Below are 18,329 nucleotides of genomic sequence, written 5' to 3' on the forward strand. Positions count from 1 at the left end.
TCACTCTAACAAAACAAATTGCAGCTAAATCCAAATTCGATTAGAAACATAAGATGGACAACGCATGTCTCCTATTTTGAGATATAGAATGGGCACATGAATATTCATCTATTTTTCTGATGTTGTGGAAAGGACTCTTGTTCAAACTTCAAGAATAATTCACGTGATGGTTTGATGCCGATGCCAATTTACAACATACAAACCTATTGCAATCATTAATGCTAGAGAAATGCTGATTTTCTCGACATTATTCCGATTAGGATTTATACATGAAAAAGCTGATTAGTCTTTTTTTAAGTGTATCGGTGTTATTACTTGCTGCATGCAGTAAACAACCAGATACCGCATCGACCGAAAAAAAAGGTGATGCTGCTGCATTACAAACTGTTGTAATCGCTTCCACAGGTTCAGACGCTGACATCTGGCGTTATATTGCGACTTTGCCTGAAACCAAAGCTGCTGGTGTTAAACTCGAAATTAAAAACTTCACTGACTACGTTGCCATGAATACCGCTGCAGCGAATAAAGAAGTCGATTTAAATGCATTCCAATCTTACGCTTACCTTGTTGCTTTCAATGCAGCAAATAAAGACAAGATTGCGCCTGTTTCAACTACATATTTGGAACCAATGGGGATCTACTCAAGCAAAGTCAAGAAAGTAGAAGAATTTGCTGAAGGTGCAACCATTGCCATTCCAAATGACGGTGCAAACGAATCCCGTGCTTTATTACTTTTACAAAGTGCAGGTTTAATCAAGTTAAAAGCTGACTTTGACCCTGTCAAAGGCACCCCTGCTGATATTATTGAAAACAGCAAGAAAATCGTCATCAAGCCAATTCAAATGGCAACAGCAGTCCGTGTCAAAGACGAAGTTGATGCAATTTTATTGGGTAATACCTTGGCAATGGAAGGCGGTTTAAACGTCCTTAAAGATGCGATCTTCTATGAGCCAGTAGATCAAAGCACTAAGTTAAACGTAAACGTATTGGCAACAGCTGAATCTCGTAAAGATGATCCTCTATTGCAAAAAGTTGGTACGCTTTATCATACTGAAGCCGTGAAGAAATATGTTCAAGAACACTTCGCTGGTACTAAAGTTGATGTAAACAAACCGACAAGCTACCTCACTGAAGCAAATTCGTAATATAATAACCTCAAATAAAACAGGCAAAGTGATTTTGCCTGTTTTTTCTTTTCTGCCATAGTACTGACGAACATGATCCAATTTAAAAACATTTCGAAACACTATCAGTTGAAAGGTCAAACGATCAATGCGTTGGATCAGATCAATTTAGAGATCCCAGACGGTAGTATCTTTGGCATTATCGGCTATAGTGGTGCAGGTAAAAGTACGCTTATCCGTTTGATTAATTTACTTGAGCGCCCAACTCAGGGACAGGTCATTATTAATCAAAAAGACTTTACCGCAATGGATGCGCGTACCCTTCGTCAAGAACGTGCAAATATCGGCATGATCTTCCAGCACTTCAACCTGCTTCAGAGCAAAACTGTATCTGAAAATATTGAAATGCCACTTAAATTACTCGGCCATAGTAAAGCTGAGCGTGAAAAACGTCTGGCGGAACTGCTAGATTTTATCGATCTCAAACATAAAAAAGATGCTTATCCTGATGAACTTTCAGGCGGTCAAAAACAACGTGTCGGGATTGCACGTGCATTGGCGAATCACCCTAAAATCTTATTGTGTGACGAAGCCACCTCTGCACTTGACCCACAAACGACAAAATCAGTTTTAGCTTTGTTAAAAAAGATCAATCAGGAACAAAATATCACTATTGTGATGGTGACCCATGAAATGGATGTGATTGAATCTGTTTGTGATTATGTTGCTGTAATGGAAGCAGGTCATGTGATTGAAACTGGCCCAACACTGGATATCTTCAGCCAGCCTCAACACCCCACCACAAAAACCTTTATTCAAACAGTTTTGCAACAACAATTACCAATTAACATTCTGAATAATCTTGAGCATCAGCATCATAATAGTATTTATAGCTTACAGTTTTTAGGAACATCGGCGCAGGAAACCGTGATCCAAGCTGCAATTAAGCAGTTTGATATCAGTTTGAATATTTTGTTTGCCAATATGACTGAAATTAACGGTACGGTCATTGGTCAAATGTTTATCCAGCTACTGGGTGATCCGCTCATGATTCAAGAAACTGTAGCGTTTCTTGAGCGTCAAGGGGTGAAAGTTGAACAGTCTGGAGTGGTAAGCCAATGAGAGATTTAATTGTACAATGGCTGACCGAAGTCACAGCACCATTTTGGCATAGCTCGCTATCAATTGACCAGTTTGTCACAGCCTTGCAAGAAACCTTCCAAATGGTGTTTTTCTCGCTACTGTTTGGTTGTATTTGGGGCTTGATTCAAGGCATCACCTTAGTGGTGACACGTACTGGCGGCATTTTACAAAATCGTGCGATTTATTATTTTCTGAACCCAATTGTGAATGCACTGCGTTCCCTGCCCTTTATTATTTTGCTGATTGCAGTTATTCCATTAACCAAAATGTTGGTTGGAACGTCAATTGGGACATGGGCTGCAATTGTGCCTTTAACCATTTATGTCGGCCCATACCTCGGTCGTTTGATCGAAACTTCATTACTTGAAGTAAATGAAGGGATTGTGGAATCCGCTCAGGCAATGGGTGCTTCGCCTTGGCAAATTATTTTTAAGTTTATTATTCCAGAAGCACGTAGCTCGCTGATTTTAAACCTAACCACAGGTACAATTTCCCTGATCGGTGCAACAGCAATGGCCGGCGCAGTGGGTGCAGGCGGTATTGGTGACTTGGCCATTTCGTATGGTTACCAACGTTTTGACACCAGTGTCGTGATTTTGACCGTAATCGTATTATTGCTGCTGGTACAAATGGTACAAATGCTCGGGGACTGGTTAGCAAAATTACGCTAACTTATACTCTATCGATGTGTTATCAAGGAATATATTGAAAACTCAATATATTCCTTTTATTTTGTTCTCAAAAACTGACCAATTGATATAAAATAATGCGCTATTAAAATAAAGTAAAAATCCATCAATGAGAACAATATGGCATCGCTTGAAATACTAACCTCCTTTTTAATTACTACATTTATTTTTGCTTATATTCCTGGTCCAGCAATGCTATATACCGCCGCACAAACTTTAGCAAAAGGGCCAAAATCTGGTTTCATGGCAACTTTAGGACTTTTTATCGGAGGATGTGCTCATATCATAGCCGCCGCAGTTGGACTTACGACACTGTTTCATTTATTGCCCGTTTTATACACAGTAATTAAAGTGCTAGGCGCATGTTGGCTGATCTGGCTAGGAATAAAACTTATTAAAGATACTGCACCATCGAGCATGCTAAATGCTCCTGACAATATTGCAGAAAAAACATTCAAAGAAAGCATTTTAGTCGAGATATTAAACCCTAAAACTGCAATTTTTTACCTCGCATTTTTACCACAATTTATCAATAACTCTTCTGAGTCACCAATTTGGCTACAATTTATCCTTTTAGGTTTAATCGTTAATACGATTTTTATTTCTGCAGATCTGGTATGCGTTTTTCTTGCAGAATTCATCATGACAAAAATCAATAAATCCCAAAGTGTCCAAAAATTTATGTCCATATTAGGCGGGACAATCTTCATTACTTTGGGCTTATTTCTCGTTTTAGGCCAACACTAAATGAGCTGATGGAAAATAAACTTCATTCGCTGCTTTAAAAGTATTCACATGTAACGGCACTAAATCATCCAGTGCCTGATATCCCCCCGCCAACACAAACAACATCGGGATTTTCATTTTTTTCGCCATCTCAAAAACAATCCGATCACGCTCAAATAGCAATTCGGTACTAAACCACTTTGAACCATATTTATCGTGTTGATGGCAATCCATGCCCGCCTGATAAATCATAAGATCTACCTCCCAACCTGATGCATATTGGAAAGCCTCATAGATCGCCTCACGATATAAGTCAAAATTCCCCTGTTTAGGATGAATATAGCGGGTCAAACTACGTTCACTGGCTTTACAACCAAAGCGAATCCCAAAAATTCCGAAATTGACCAAGTTTGTCATACGGTTGGTAAACACTGCTGTCCCATCCCCACCATGCTGATCACAGTCCAGAACGAAAATGCGCTTTTCTGGATACTGCTTAGCCACCAGAGCTAAGCCATTAAAAGTACAATAGGCTGCACCAGATTCATAGCTAGCGTGATGAAAGCCTTGGGCAATATTGGCAGCAATGCCTTCTTTCAAAGCAATCTCTGCACCCACCAATTGCCCTGCCTGTACTGACAGAATCGCATCCCGAAGCTGCTCATTCCATGGCTTAAAGCCTTGTATGGTGGCAAACGCAGACTGACCAGATAAAAAAGCATCCACATACTGAGGATTATGCAACTTTTTGAGCAACTCGACATCGATCATGCCAGGATCAATCAGCTCAGCTATATGTTGCGCTGCTAATACATCCGCAACGGCGGTGAGTTTTTCCATACTATTGGTGTGCGTTTGGGCAAAATAACGCGGCGAATAACAAGCTTTTAGCATGGATGTCCTACGTAAATTTGATCATGCGCAATGTCCATCAACTGACTTAATTCAGTAGTATCTGGTCGGAACAATCCGTTATCCACCTGTTGTTTAAAATGATATCCAAAAGCACGTGCCCGATTTTCAGGTGACACAGCCAAAGTAGTTAGACGCAAAAACCAAAAACCACTCATTTCAGCAATCGGGATCACATAGCCTTTGTACTGCTTATTTTTGTGTTTAGCCAGTTGCTCAATCTCATAGTCAGCTGAAAATAAACTACCCGCAGGTAAACGCACCCCATTCATCATCAAAGGCACTAAGCTGATACAGGAATGATTATCTCCCATATTGAGCTTTTCCATCATGATTGGTTGTTCGTGCTCATCCACAAAGATATTGATTTCCCCCTGTCTGAGTAAGCGATGATGTGCGATACGCAGGAAGAATTTTTCTGCCATGGGACAAGAACCGACTTTAGGCTTTTCTGCTAAGGATTGGCAATCAATCATATCCTGCACTGCTGCATCTTGAGGCAAAATAATATCCGTCAGCAACTGGCAAATCAGTTTACTTTCTTCTCGCTCGGCATATTGATGTATATGTCTCAGTGTGGACTGAAACTCAATTTCCTGTTGTAAATTCTGCGCAAATCCCTCTTGTGGATTTAAACGTTGCAAACACTCCTGAACATCAGCGTTAAGATCCAGATTACGCCATGTCTGCAGCACTAAACCATAAGATGAACTTTGATTGAGAAGATTTTTTAACGTCTTGGTATCATAATCTTCAAAAATGCGTAAATCCTGAAACCCCATTGGATCACGTGCCTGTGAAACAAATTCTGCAATTACACGGGTGGCTTGCGTATAACCACAACCGCGTCGCTCAGTTTGGTGACTAAAATGCTCATTCAGCATTTCTGTAAGTTTGGCAGAGAGCGGATATAAATATTTTTTAAAAATAACGACCACTTCATGGTCGACCATCTCAGACATGATTCCCTCTCTTGTTATTCTGATTTATCAATTTTCATCTATCGCAAATGATCTGTACGATGCTTGCTTCATCATCCACATTATTTAGCTTTAATTAACTATTCTTATACGACCAAAGATGAATATAAATCATTAACTTATAAAACTTTAATTCCATCTTCATTGAAAACAGGATGCTTGTCAACGAGAAAGATATCGACTGAATTTTGCTGTCAAGATTTGCCCGAAATCGTCAGCCTTTTGCTTTCAACTCTATTCTACTTTTTTGCACTCAGCAGCATTTACACTTACACTAGAATCAGGCACTAACATTCAGTAGCCAACTCGCAATAACCACCCGGAACAAAAGATTTAGGATTCGGCTATGCATTATAAGATTCACGCAATTGATGTCAAAAATGCCTTAAAAAACTATATTTGGTTATTGGAGGATACCGAGGCGCAAGAGGTGGTTGCAATTGACCCGACCGAAGCAGATTTGGTGATCGAATTTTGTGAAAAAAACCAGCTCAAGCTGAAACAGATTTGGTTGACCCATTGGCATAAAGATCATACAGGTGGAGTCGAAGGTTTACTCGCAGATCAAAATATTATGGTCTATGGCCCACGAGATGAACTCAGTAAAATTTCGCTAATTTCAAACCCTTTGCAAAATGACGATCATTTTCATTTTAATGAGTTAAAAGTTGAAATTATTGCAACGCCAGGTCATACCCTAGGTCATATTGTTTATTTTATTGAAAAAATAGAGACACTGTTTAGTGGCGATACCTTGTTTGCAATGGGTTGTGGCCGCCTATTTGAAGGTACAGCTGAACAAATGTATCACTCATTAAATCGTCTGGCCGCCTTGCCTATTCAAACCAAAGTCTATTGCACACATGAGTACACACTTGCCAATGCAGAATTTGCGGTTACGGTTGAACCGCATAACGCGGCATTACAACAGCGCATCAAACAGGTTCGAGCACTGAGAGCGACAGATCAAATCACCTTACCAAGTACAATTGAATTAGAACTCGAAACCAATCCATTTTTGCGTACCGAAAGTGCCGAAGATTTTGCACGTATCCGTAGTTTGAAAGATCAGTTCTAATGAATGCATTAAATTTAAGCGATTCATTTTCCATTTTTGTTAAAAGTGGAAAATGAAATTATTTTACATTTATCTGGTTCAATTTATAAAATATCCGAGCTTAAATTTCCAAAAAACAAAACCAAATAATCAAATAAAATCAAAAATATAAATAAACACCAGATAACGTTCTCTCTATAAAAATTACGCTCAACTTACATTATTTACATGTGGAAAAATAAATCTATGCAATCCCCCTTTAAAAAATTTTAACCGACCCTTATTAATATTTACATGTTCACAAGGAGATCTGTCATGAAAAACAGAGTTGTTAAAGCAAAAAACGTATTGGCTTTCCGTATTTGGTTAGAAAAATTAGGCTATTCAGTTAAAAATCTGACAGATAATCGTGGTTTTACATTTAGCTTTAAAAAAGAATATGGTCTAGTGACGTGTGACTTATCTGGTAATGCCTTGGCAATGCAGCTTGGCGAAGAATTCGAAGACCACTTAAAAGCTTAATGACAAAATTTCTAAGAGATCAGGATTGCAAAGGGATTTTGCAATCCTGATAGATGAAGTCTAAAAAATTTAAACATTTCTCCCCTTCGATTTAATCCCTCATTTTCTAAGCATTTCATACAAAATATTATTGGAACCAACGCAATTTCCAAGTATCATAATGCCCAGTCGAGGGATGCTGCGACAATTGATCGGCACTAAAGATCAATTTGCCAGGCTCGACGATCGGTTAGACATTCGTTTTTAACCAACAACGGCATCCGCGAACAGAATGATCCATACTATTTTTTCTAGGAGATCCTGATGAACGCGGTGAATGCTTCATTTACAGATTACAAAGTTGCTGATATTTCCCTTGCTGACTACGGTCGTAAAGAGATCAAACTTGCTGAAGCAGAAATGCCAGCTTTGATTGGCTTACGTAAGCGTTATTCAGCAGCTAAACCACTTGCTGGCGCAAAAATTTTGGGTTGTATTCACATGACAATCCAGACTGCGGTTCTCATTGAGACCTTGGTTGAACTTGGCGCAGAAGTGCGTTGGACATCTTGCAACATCTTCTCTACTCAGGACCATGCTGCTGCTGCAATCGCTGCAAGTGGTGTACCTGTTTTTGCTTGGAAAGGCGAAACTGAAGAAGAATATGTTTGGTGTCTAGAACAACAGATCAATGTCAATGGTCAACCTTGGGATGCCAACATGATCTTGGACGATGGCGGCGACTTAACTGCACTTGTTCATGACAAATATCCTGCGCTTTTAGAGCGTATTCACGGTATTACCGAAGAAACCACAACAGGTGTACAACGTCTGTTAGAAATGTGGAAAGACGGCTCGCTTAAAGTTCCTGCAATCAATGTGAATGATTCGATTACTAAATCGAAAAATGATAACAAATACGGTTGCCGCCACTCGTTAAACGATGCGATCAAACGTGCGACTGACATGTTGCTTTCTGGTCGTCGTGCGCTTGTGATTGGTTATGGTGACGTAGGTAAAGGTTCTGCACAATCTTTACGTCAAGAAGGCATGATTGTACGTGTAACTGAAGTTGATCCAATCTGTGCAATGCAAGCATGCATGGATGGTTATGAAGTTGTTTCTCCATACAAAAATGGCGTACAAACTGGTAAGAAAGAAGACATCAATCAAGACTTATTAGGCAATACTGATCTTGTTGTCACGACGACCGGTAACTATCACGTATGTGATTCTGCAATGTTAGATAGCTTAAAAGCGGGTGCTGTGGTATGTAACATCGGTCACTTCGATACAGAAATTGACACTGCCTACCTCCGTGGTTATAAGTGGGTTGAAGTCAAACCGCAAGTCCACCAAGTCTATCGTTCAGAAGACGAAAATAACTACTTGATCCTTCTTTCTGAAGGTCGTTTAGTAAACCTTGGCAATGCAACAGGTCACCCATCACGTGTCATGGATGGTTCTTTTGCCAACCAAGTATTAGGTCAAATGCATTTATTTGCTGAGAAATTCGCTGACTTACCTGCTGATCAGAAACAAGCTGCAATTCGTGTAGAAGTGCTTCCTAAGAAATTAGATGAAGAAGTTGCTGCTGCAATGGTCGTTGGCTTTGGCGGTGTATTAACGCAATTGACGCAAGTACAAGCAGATTACCTCGGCGTTCCTGTCGAAGGTCCGTTCAAATCTGACGCTTATAAATACTAAGAAAATCAGGGCAGACGTTTTACGGACTGCCCTTTTTTCTAAAATTTCCGAGCGATTTTAAAAAGGATTTGAAATGACAAAACGTGTTCCTATTTCTTTTGAATTTTTCCCACCTAAAACTGATGCCGGTGCGGAAAAATTAAAAACTGTTCATCAAGAATTACAATTATTAAATCCAGAATTTTTCTCGATTACTTACGGCGCGGGTGGCTCTACTCGTGAACGGACTTTAGCGGCGATTAATGAATTTAATGGCAAAGGCACACCTGTCGCACCGCATTTGTCTTGTATCGGTGATGATAAGCTCCGTATCGCTGAACTTTTAGATTTATATAAATCTCAAGGTATTGATCGCATTGTGGCATTGCGTGGAGACTTACCGTCAGGTCAAGTCGGTCTAGGTGAATTACCTTATGCACAGGATCTGGTTCGCTTTATCCGTGAACATTCAGGTGATCACTTCCATATCGAAGTGGCAGCCTATCCTGAAATGCATCCCCAAGCTGAAACCTTTGATGGTGACATTCAACGTTTTGTTGAGAAGGTGAATGCTGGTGCGAACGCTGGTATTACTCAATTTTTCTTCAATCCAGATGCCTATTTCTATTTTATCGAGCGTATTGCCAAAGCTGGCGTGAATATTCCAGTTGCACCAGGTATTATGCCGATCACCAACGCAAGTAACCTGATCCGCTTTGCCGATGGCACTGGTGCAGAAATTCCGCGTTGGATCCGTAAGCAACTGGCAGCTTATGGCGATGACAGCGAGAGCATCAAAGCTTTTGGTCATGAAGTGATTGTGAAGCTTTGTGAACGCTTGATTGCGGGTGGCGCACCTACCCTGCATTTCTATTCAATGAATCAAACAGAGCCGACTCGACAACTCGTTGTTGATCTTGGTTTAAACTAATTTGTACGAGCACGACCCAAGCATGAATCGTTTTTATATCGAAACTGAATTACACACTGGCAATACCATTGAATTAACTGAATCGGTATTTCACCATTGGGTCCGTGTACTCCGTGCAAAAGAACAAGAACAAGCCATCTTTTTCAATGGAAAAGGTGGTGAATATATAGTCACACTCACTGAAATCAATAAGAAAAATGCTTTTGTTTCAGTGGATCAGTTTGATGCAGCCGATCGCACAGCGCCTTTTCAAGTTATTCTAGGGCAAGTGATGAGCAAAGGTGATCGCATGGATTATGCGATCCAGAAAGCAACTGAGCTCGGTGTTACAACGATTCAGCTACTCACCAGCGAACGCTGTGAAATGCGATTAAAATACGATCGTGATCAAAAGAAAATCGATCATTGGCAGTCTGTTGCAATTGCAGCATGTGAACAGTGTGGTCTGAACCGAGTCCCTGAAATTCTTGCCCCGATCGCTTTAAATGATTGGGTCAATTCTGAATTACCTGCATCACGCTTTGTCCTTGCACCCAATAAAGATCAAGCCAATGTACTGCTTGACAGCAGTCCAGATATCGCATTGTTGATTGGCCCTGAAGGCGGGCTCAGTGAAGCAGAAATTACTACTGCAAATCAACATCAATTTAAAAACTGGTGTATCGGAGACCGTGTGTTAAGAACAGAAACAGCACCTGTAGTTGCTTTATCTATCTTGAATTATCATTTTTCGTTGAAATAACAGAGCCCAAATTCAGTTATGATTGACGTGAATTTAAAATAAAATGCTGTTCTGTTTACAAAAAAACAAAGACTGTAAATATAGATAAAAAACGAAAAGGATTATTCTTTGTATGTTAGCAGCTCAGGAAAAAAATTTGCCACAGTTTATCTATACAGATCAAATCAATTATCCAAATCATGTCCGCTTATTTGTATTAAGCGTGTTTTGTATTTGCCTGTTAGATTATACACTCTTTGGTATTTTTATTCTTTTGAATCTAATATTTTCACAACCTGGATGAGTATTACGCTCATCATTTTGTTTAGTTTTTTCGGTCTTTGTCATTTTTTATTAAAACGTAACGCCTCAATTCAGTATAGTAGTAAAACCAATATTATTTTTCAGACCGTCTGTTTCCTGACTGGTTTACTGATTGGTGTGAATACCATTGTCATTAACCACTACTTAGTGACTGATGTTCCTCATTTAATTGGATCACATGTTTTAACACTTACTGCTTTATTACTCACAGCATCGCATATTATTGCACTGACTTTTTTAACTCAGCATATTCGTTATTTCTTTTTATTTTTTATTCCAAGTATTACACCATTAATCGTTTCTCAACTGCTACACCAAGATCATGATCATACCCTTTTCTATCTAGCTTATTACTCATCATTTTTTGCTACAGTTCTATGTGCTCAAGCCACGTTTAAAATTCATAAACGTTTGGCCTTGGTACTGGATAAAAACAAGCAATTGATTAATGTCGCCGAGCAGCACAACCAATGGACTGAAGAACTTTGCCAACAATTGCAACGTGAAGTGAATAAATCTAAAGATATTGAAGCCCAACTACAATTTAATAATCATCTCTTAGAGCAAAAAGTTCGTGAGCGCACGTTTGATCTGACTCAGATGAATGAAAGCTTACAAGAGCATCGTCAAAACTTGAGCTTTGCGCATGAAACTGCGGGCATTCGTCCTTGGGATTGGAATCTTGAAAATCATACTGTTGGCGTGACCAATGCACATAGCCAGTCAGTCACACGTAACTCTGAGAACCATTATACTCTGCTGCATAAAATCATCCATCCTGATGATCTCGAGCGTGTCAAAAATACCCTTTATCATCATCTATGTGGTCAGACTAAACGTTATGAAGAAACCTTCAGAATCAAACGTCATAATGGTGAATGGTCTTGGATACATGATGTCGGCCAGGTCATTCTAAGAGATCCAAAAGACAATACGCCATTACGTATGGTCGGTATCCATCGTGATATCAATCAGGAAAAAAGAGATCAGGAGCGTTTAAAACTTGCTGCCAGTGTGTTTGAACAAGCCTCCGAAGGTATTTTTATATTAGATGAGAAATTCAATTATGTTGAAGTAAATCCTAAATATGAGCAACTCACAGGTCTTGATAAACAAGACATCGTGGATAAACATCTATTTGAAATTACCAAACAGAATAAACAACATCATCATAATTTTCACTTATCCATACTCGACACACTTCGAGCAGAACAAGAATATGAAGGCGAGTTCCAAGAAACCTATAGTTCTGAAAAATCATGTTTTTTATGGATGCATATTAACGCAGTGAAAGATGAGCAAGATCGGGTGATCAATTATATTGGTATTGTTTCGGATCAAACTGAGCGTAAACATCAAGAACAACGCTTATCTTATCTGACCAATTACGATACGCTCACCGATCTGCCGAATCGTTTTTATTACCAACAGCAGTTACATCAATATTTAATCAATGAAACATCAATTCAGCACTTGGCTGTCATCCGCCTCAACATTGATCGCTTCCGGGCATTGAATGAAATCATCAGCAATCAAGCTGGGAATGAATTATTGAAAGAAGTAGCGCAACGCTTACGCATTAGCAATATTGATGCACTGTTAGTTGCGCATTTAAGTGCAGACGACTTCGCAATTATCTATGAGATGTCTCCGTTACATCCGCCAATTCATCAACTCTGCAACAACATTGTTGAAGCATTTAGCAAACCCTTCTATCTCGCCGATCAAGAACATTTAGTCAGTATTTCAATCGGAGTCGCGATTTACCCAGAGCATGGCCGCCAAGTTGATAACTTAAATACACATGCAGAACAGGCATTAACCGAAGCAAAACGTTTAGGTGGCAATACCATTCGTTATTATTCCAATGAGCGTGCCAATTTCGTTGCCAAATATACAGACTTGGAGCTTGATCTTAGAAAAGCTATCCAGAACAATGAATTGGTGGTTTACTATCAACCTAAAATTAATGCACAAGATAATCAAATTAATAGCTTTGAAGCCTTGATTCGATGGAAACATCCAACCAAAGGGCTCATCATGCCAAGCATTTTTATTCCTTTAGCTGAAAGTACCAGTTTGATTTCAGATATTGGACAATTCGTTTTACATGAAGCAGCCAAGCAATTACAGACATGGCAACAGCTTGGTTTTAACAATATCAATATTGCCGTCAATATTGTGGCACAGCAAATTTTGCGCGGCCAACTGTTGCATGACATTGATACAGTATTAAACAGTTATGCAATTTCAGGCAAAAATCTTGAATTAGAAATTACCGAATCAGCATTCATTGAAAATACTGAAAGTGTCAAAACGGTATTACTCGCCATTAAAGAACGTCAAATTTCAATTGCGCTGGATGACTTCGGCACGGGCTATTCTTCACTCGCCTACCTCACCGAATATCCAATTGATATTTTGAAAATTGACCGTGCTTTTATCTCAAAAATTGGTAACCCTAAACAAGATGCAATCGTTAATGCCATGATTGCAATGGGCAAGACCATTGGCCTAAAAGTTGTAGCAGAAGGTGTTGAGACAGAGCAACAATATGAGTATTTAAAACGACAAAATTGCGACATATTACAGGGTTATCTATTTTCGCAACCACTAAGCCCAGCTCATGCAACTGAATATCTGCAAAAACAAATGCAGCAGTCAACGGCTAGACCTTCCATTTAAACATGAATTTTAAGCTTTTGAGCTATTTATTTTGCCTTCAAACTCGCCAGTCAATAAGCATACGGTTCAGTGAAAATAAGCTTTTTTGACTGGGCGAAAGCATGAACTAGTGCTATATTCTTGTGCACTTATCTTAATATCGTAATTAGACAGCTAGATGTCTGATTATTATCGGAACAAACGAGACTCAGATGGACGATCAATCTTTAAAACAAGCCGCTTTGTATTACCATGAATTTCCAACACCAGGAAAAATCAGTGTGACACCTAGCAAGCAGCTCGTTAACCAACGAGATTTAGCGCTTGCATATTCTCCAGGCGTTGCAGCTCCATGTTTGGAAATCGAACGAGACCCTTCTGCCGCTGCAAAGTATACAGCACGCGGAAATCTGGTCGCGGTTGTGAGTAATGGTACAGCCGTGCTTGGTTTAGGAAATATTGGTCCACTCGCATCTAAACCTGTAATGGAAGGTAAAGGCGTTCTGTTCAAGAAGTTTGCTGGTGTTGATGTATTCGATATCGAAATTGATGAAAATGATCCAGACAAAATCGTGGACATCGTTGCTGCATTAGAACCAACATTTGGTGGTATTAACCTTGAAGATATCAAAGCGCCAGAATGTTTCTACATTGAAAAGAAACTTCGCGAGCGCATGAAAATTCCAGTCTTCCATGATGACCAACATGGTACCAGTATTATTGTTGGTTCTGCGTTGCTCAATGCTTTGCAACTGGTCAATAAAAAGATTGATGAAATTAAAATCGTTGCATCAGGCGCAGGCGCTGCTGCCCTTTCTTGTTTAGATTTACTTTGTGCTTTAGGTGTAAATAAAGCCAATATCGTTGTTGCCGACTCTCGCGGTCTTCTCACTACGTCTCGAGAAGGATTGGATGAGTCTAAAAAACGTTATGTGCAAGACATTCAAGCAAGCCAACTCCATGAAGTGATGGCTGGCGCAGACATGTTTCTAGGTCTTTCAGCAGCCGGCATCCTAACCAAAGAAATGGTTAAGGAAATGGCTGAAAATCCAATTATTTTTGCTCTCGCAAACCCAGATCCTGAGATCTTGCCTGAACATGCGCATGAAGTACGTCCAGATGCCATCATGGCAACAGGCCGCTCAGACTATCCTAACCAAGTCAACAATGCGCTTTGCTTCCCTTATATCTTCCGTGGTGCTCTTGATGTAGGTGCAACCACCATTAATGAAGAAATGAAAATTGCTTGTGTACATGCTATTGCACGTATGGCACATGTTGAAGCAGATGCAGCAACCTATGGTGAAAAATCAGCTTCATTTGGTCGTGACTATTTAATCCCTCGTCCACTTGATCAGCGATTGATTTTAGAAATTGCACCGGCAGTAGCAAAAGCAGCAATGGACTCTGGTGTAGCCACACGTCCAATTGAAGATTTTTCGGCATATCGCCAACGACTTTCTGAGTTTGTTTATAACTCAGCATTCCTGATGAAGCCAATTTTCTCTCAAGCAAAAACAGATCCAAAGCGTATTGCTTATGCTGAGGGCGAAGATCAACGTGTATTACGTGCTGTTCAGATTGTTGTCGATGAAGGCTTAGCGAAACCAATTCTGATTGGTCGTACCGCAGTCATTGAAGATAACATCAGAAAGCTAGGTTTACGTTTACAGCATGGTGTGAACATTGAGATCGTCGATCAGGAAAAAAATCCTTTATATGATGATTTCTGGAAAGAATACCATCAAATCATGCAGCGCAAAGGTGTCACTGTTGAATATGCACAACGTGAAGCACGTCGTCGCTCTACTTTAATCGCAGCGATGCTAGTTAAACTTGGCAAAGCAGACGGTATGTTATGTGGTACCTATTCAAGCTATGACATTCACTTAGATTTCGTGAAAAATGTCATTGGTTTAAAAGAAGGTCGCAGTACATTCTTTACATTGAATGCATTGATGCTTGAAGATCGCAATCTATTTATTGCAGATACGTATGTCAACACGAATCCAACTGCTGCTCAGCTCGCTGAAATGACCATTTTAGCAGCAGAAGAAGTCCGTCGTTTTGGTATTACACCACGTGTTGCCCTACTTTCTCACTCAAGCTTTGGTAGTGACCAAACGGATCCAAGCGCTCAAAAAATGCGTGAAGTTTATCGTTTACTGTCTGAACAAGCACCTGAACTTGAAGTCGAAGGCGAAATGCACGGTGATGCAGCCCTAGATGAAAACATCCGTCATTTTGCATTTCCAAATTCACGTTTCAAAGGTTCTGCAAACTTGTTGATTATGCCAAATCTTGATTCAGCAAATATTTCATTCAACTTGTTAAAAGCAACTTCTGGTAATAATGTAACCATTGGCCCTATCTTATTAGGTGCTGCAAAACCTGTTCATATTCTTACACCTACAGCAACAACGCGTCGCTTGGTGAATATGACAGCTTTAACGGTTGCGGAAATTCAGCAAAGTCAAAACTAAATCTATTTAAGCTCTGCTTTTCTTGAAAAGCTTCGCTTAACTCTTGAGAAAACCTCTATTCTGTAGCATGATTGTGTGAAGAATAGAGGTTTTTTCATGCAAGTTTATTTAGTAGGCGGTGCTGTTCGGGATCATTTACTCGGCCACCCCTATCACGAAAAAGATTATGTGGTGGTTGGAGCAACGCCCGAGCAATTACTTGCCGAAGGTTATCAACCCGTGGGAAAAGACTTCCCGGTATTCCTACATCCTATGACAAAAGAAGAATATGCACTTGCACGCACGGAGCGTAAGTCAGGCATTGGTTATCATGGGTTTCAATTTTTCACGGACACGACTGTTAAACTAGAAGAAGATCTGATTCGTCGTGACTTGACGATTAATGCTATGGCCATGGATGAAGCAGGTAACATTTATGATCCTTATGGCGGACAACAAGATTTAGAGCAGAAAATTCTGCGTCATGTTTCGGATGCATTTACTGAAGATCCTTTACGTGTTCTTCGTGTGGCTCGTTTTGCTGCCCGTTATGCAGCCTATGGCTTTAAAATTGCGGATGAAACGCTACAATTGATGCAAGATATTGCTCAATCTGGCGAGCTAAATGCCTTAACGCCTGAACGCGTCTGGAAAGAAACGTCTCGTGCTTTACTGGAAGATCACGCCGATATTTACTTCCAAACCTTAAGAGATTGTCACGCCTTAAAGATTTTATTCCCCGAGATTGATGCCCTTTTTGGTGTACCGCAACGTCCAGAATATCATCCTGAAATCGACTGTGGTATTCATACATTGATGGCGCTCAAACAAGCTTGTTTAGCAAAATATGCATTGGATGTCCGTTTTGCAGTACTGGTTCATGATCTAGGTAAAGCACTTACCCCTGTAGATGAACTCCCACGGCACATTATGCATGAAGAGCGTGGTATCCAGCCTGTGACCGTGCTCTGTGACCGCTTAAGAGTTCCTACACATTTAAAAAATTTGGCGCTGATCGTCTGCAAAGAGCATCTGAAATGCCACCAAATCAAAAACCTTAAACCAGGCACGTTATGGCGGCTATTACAGCGCTTAGATGTACTACGTCGTCCCGAGAAAGTTGTCGCCTTTGTACAAGCCTGTGAATGCGATGCCAAGGGCCGTTTAGGTTTAGAGCAGCGTCCTTATCCTCAGGCACAGTTTGTTTTAGATGCAATGGAAATTGTGCGCAATATTCGTGCTCAGGATTTACCAGATCATGTCACAGGTCCAGAAATTGGTGAAATGCTGATTCAGTATCGAATTGATGCACTTGCCAAATTTAAGGAGCTGCACAATAACTGATTAATTTTTAAGTAAATAAGGTTATTTTTAAACAAGTTTACTTTAGTTTCGCCAGAAAAGCTTATTAATCAAGCAAACGATTAATTTTCTTTACTATTGTTGTTGACGCATCCGCTTTTCATGCCTAAAATGCGCATCAGATTCTCCAATAGCTCAGTCGGTAGAGCGACGGACTGTTAATCCGCAGGTCCCTGGTTCGAGCCCAGGTTGGAGAGCCAATCTACTATTCTCCCATAGCTCAGTCGGTAGAGCGACGGACTGTTAATCCGCAGGTCCCTGGTTCGAGCCCAGGTGGGAGAGCCAAGATTCTAAAAAGCCCTGATCATTGATCAGGGCTTTTTTTATTCCCAATAAAAATATAAGCCAATAAAAAAGACCTCTGAGATACAGAGGCCTTTTTATCGTAAATTAAGCTGCAACTTTTGCAGGTACACCACTGTGGAAACGGAAGGTATTGTCTGGAGTTAAAATCAGATTTTTTTCCACCTCACGAATATGCTCAATACGTTGCTGGATCGTCTCTTCTGGATCTTTAAGTTTCGCCGTTTTTGCAACATCTAAAGCTAAAGCCAGATAGTCCTCAAAATGACGAGATTCAGACTTCAGTAAATAGCGGTAGTAGCGCCCCAGCTCATCATCCACAATCGGTGCCAACGCATAGAAACGCTCACACGAGCGTGCTTCGACAAATGCACCAATAATCATCACATCAATTAGAGCCTCAGGCTCATAAGTACGGATTTCTTTACGTAATCCACCTGCATAGCGCCCTGCACTCAAACCCTTCCACTCTTGGCCGCGTTTGTTCATGAATTCCAAAACCTGCTCATAATGCAGCATTTCTTCACGCACCAATTGCGCCAATTTCACTTGCAGGTCTGTAAAGAAACTATAGCGGAACATCAAGTTCATTGCTGTACTCGCCGCTTTTTTCTCACAGTTGGCATGGTCTTGCATTAAGATGTCCAGATTATTAATGGCTTCATCCAACCATGCCTGAGGAGTCATACAACCCAAAAATGCGATGACAGGTTGCATCAACTCATCATAATTTACACTACTCAT

General features: G+C 40.2%; 14 protein-coding genes, 2 tRNA genes and 1 pseudogene. 14 read left to right on the plus strand and 3 right to left on the minus strand.

Annotated elements, in window-relative coordinates; genetic code table 11:
- The first annotated feature begins 269 nt into the window (after positions 1-269).
- The 4 genes from NQU59_RS15655 to NQU59_RS15670 all read left to right on the plus strand — a co-directional run bounded on the left by NQU59_RS15655 (position 270) and on the right by NQU59_RS15670 (position 3,703).
- Positions 270-1,145 carry a MetQ/NlpA family ABC transporter substrate-binding protein gene (locus NQU59_RS15655; RefSeq protein ID WP_005242440.1) on the plus strand — a complete coding sequence of 292 codons (876 nt, stop codon included), beginning with the start codon at positions 270-272 and terminating at the stop codon, positions 1,143-1,145.
- A 72-nt stretch (positions 1,146-1,217) separates the two neighbouring features.
- Positions 1,218-2,246, plus strand: a complete 1,029-nt coding sequence (locus NQU59_RS15660) for a methionine ABC transporter ATP-binding protein (protein WP_005242442.1) — start codon at positions 1,218-1,220, stop codon at positions 2,244-2,246.
- On the plus strand, positions 2,243-2,938 hold the full coding sequence (locus tag NQU59_RS15665; protein ID WP_005242445.1) for a methionine ABC transporter permease: 696 nt from the start codon (positions 2,243-2,245) through the stop codon (positions 2,936-2,938). Before NQU59_RS15660 ends, NQU59_RS15665 begins: the two co-directional genes overlap by 4 nt.
- 138 nt (positions 2,939-3,076) lie before the next feature.
- Positions 3,077-3,703: a LysE family translocator gene (locus NQU59_RS15670; RefSeq protein ID WP_043970474.1), complete on the plus strand. Its 627-nt coding sequence runs from the start codon at positions 3,077-3,079 to the stop codon at positions 3,701-3,703.
- On the opposite strand, the gene NQU59_RS15675 is transcribed toward NQU59_RS15670, so the two are convergent.
- Both NQU59_RS15675 and NQU59_RS15680 read right to left on the minus strand, forming a co-directional pair.
- Entirely contained in the window at positions 3,689-4,576 is an 888-nt protein-coding gene (locus NQU59_RS15675; protein WP_043970478.1) for a histone deacetylase, read from the minus strand. The genes NQU59_RS15670 and NQU59_RS15675 overlap by 15 nt on opposite strands.
- Positions 4,570-5,556, minus strand: coding sequence for a hypothetical protein (locus tag NQU59_RS15680; RefSeq protein WP_005242453.1), 987 nt, complete (start codon positions 5,554-5,556; stop codon positions 4,570-4,572). The genes NQU59_RS15675 and NQU59_RS15680 overlap by 7 nt, the downstream gene beginning before the upstream one ends.
- Before the next feature lie 364 nt (positions 5,557-5,920).
- On the opposite strand from NQU59_RS15680, the gene gloB reads away from it, so the two are divergent.
- The 10 genes and pseudogenes from gloB (at position 5,921) to NQU59_RS15730 (ending at position 17,567) form a co-directional block, all read left to right on the plus strand.
- Complete coding sequence (gene gloB, locus NQU59_RS15685) at positions 5,921-6,652, plus strand: hydroxyacylglutathione hydrolase (protein ID WP_257064030.1); 732 nt, start codon at positions 5,921-5,923, stop codon at positions 6,650-6,652.
- A 294-nt stretch (positions 6,653-6,946) separates the two neighbouring features.
- Complete coding sequence (locus tag NQU59_RS15690; protein ID WP_004654498.1) at positions 6,947-7,153, plus strand: hypothetical protein; 207 nt, start codon at positions 6,947-6,949, stop codon at positions 7,151-7,153.
- A 303-nt stretch (positions 7,154-7,456) separates the two neighbouring features.
- Positions 7,457-8,839, plus strand: a complete 1,383-nt coding sequence (ahcY, locus tag NQU59_RS15695; RefSeq protein ID WP_005242458.1) for an adenosylhomocysteinase — start codon at positions 7,457-7,459, stop codon at positions 8,837-8,839.
- 73 nt (positions 8,840-8,912) lie between these two features.
- Positions 8,913-9,749, plus strand: coding sequence for a methylenetetrahydrofolate reductase [NAD(P)H] (gene metF / locus NQU59_RS15700; protein WP_043970480.1), 837 nt, complete (start codon positions 8,913-8,915; stop codon positions 9,747-9,749).
- A 22-nt stretch (positions 9,750-9,771) separates the two neighbouring features.
- Positions 9,772-10,491, plus strand: coding sequence for a 16S rRNA (uracil(1498)-N(3))-methyltransferase (locus tag NQU59_RS15705; protein ID WP_005242461.1), 720 nt, complete (start codon positions 9,772-9,774; stop codon positions 10,489-10,491).
- 112 nt (positions 10,492-10,603) lie between these two features.
- Positions 10,604-13,479 (plus strand): annotated as a pseudogene (locus tag NQU59_RS15710) (bifunctional diguanylate cyclase/phosphodiesterase).
- A gap of 191 nt (positions 13,480-13,670) precedes the next feature.
- On the plus strand, positions 13,671-15,941 hold the full coding sequence (locus NQU59_RS15715) for an NADP-dependent malic enzyme (RefSeq protein ID WP_043970485.1): 2,271 nt from the start codon (positions 13,671-13,673) through the stop codon (positions 15,939-15,941).
- Positions 15,942-16,037: 96 nt separating this feature from the next.
- Positions 16,038-17,264, plus strand: coding sequence for a multifunctional CCA addition/repair protein (locus NQU59_RS15720; RefSeq protein WP_043970487.1), 1,227 nt, complete (start codon positions 16,038-16,040; stop codon positions 17,262-17,264).
- Between the two features lie 142 nt (positions 17,265-17,406).
- A tRNA-Asn gene (locus tag NQU59_RS15725) sits at positions 17,407-17,482 on the plus strand.
- Positions 17,483-17,491: 9 nt separating this feature from the next.
- Positions 17,492-17,567: transfer RNA gene (locus NQU59_RS15730), tRNA-Asn, on the plus strand.
- 105 nt (positions 17,568-17,672) lie between these two features.
- On the opposite strand, the gene NQU59_RS15735 is transcribed toward NQU59_RS15730, so the two are convergent.
- Entirely contained in the window at positions 17,673-18,329 is a 657-nt protein-coding gene (locus tag NQU59_RS15735; protein WP_043970489.1) for a tRNA-(ms[2]io[6]A)-hydroxylase, read from the minus strand.

This window comes from Acinetobacter colistiniresistens (genome assembly GCF_024582815.1).
In the GTDB taxonomy this organism is placed as follows: Bacteria; Pseudomonadota; Gammaproteobacteria; order Pseudomonadales; family Moraxellaceae; genus Acinetobacter.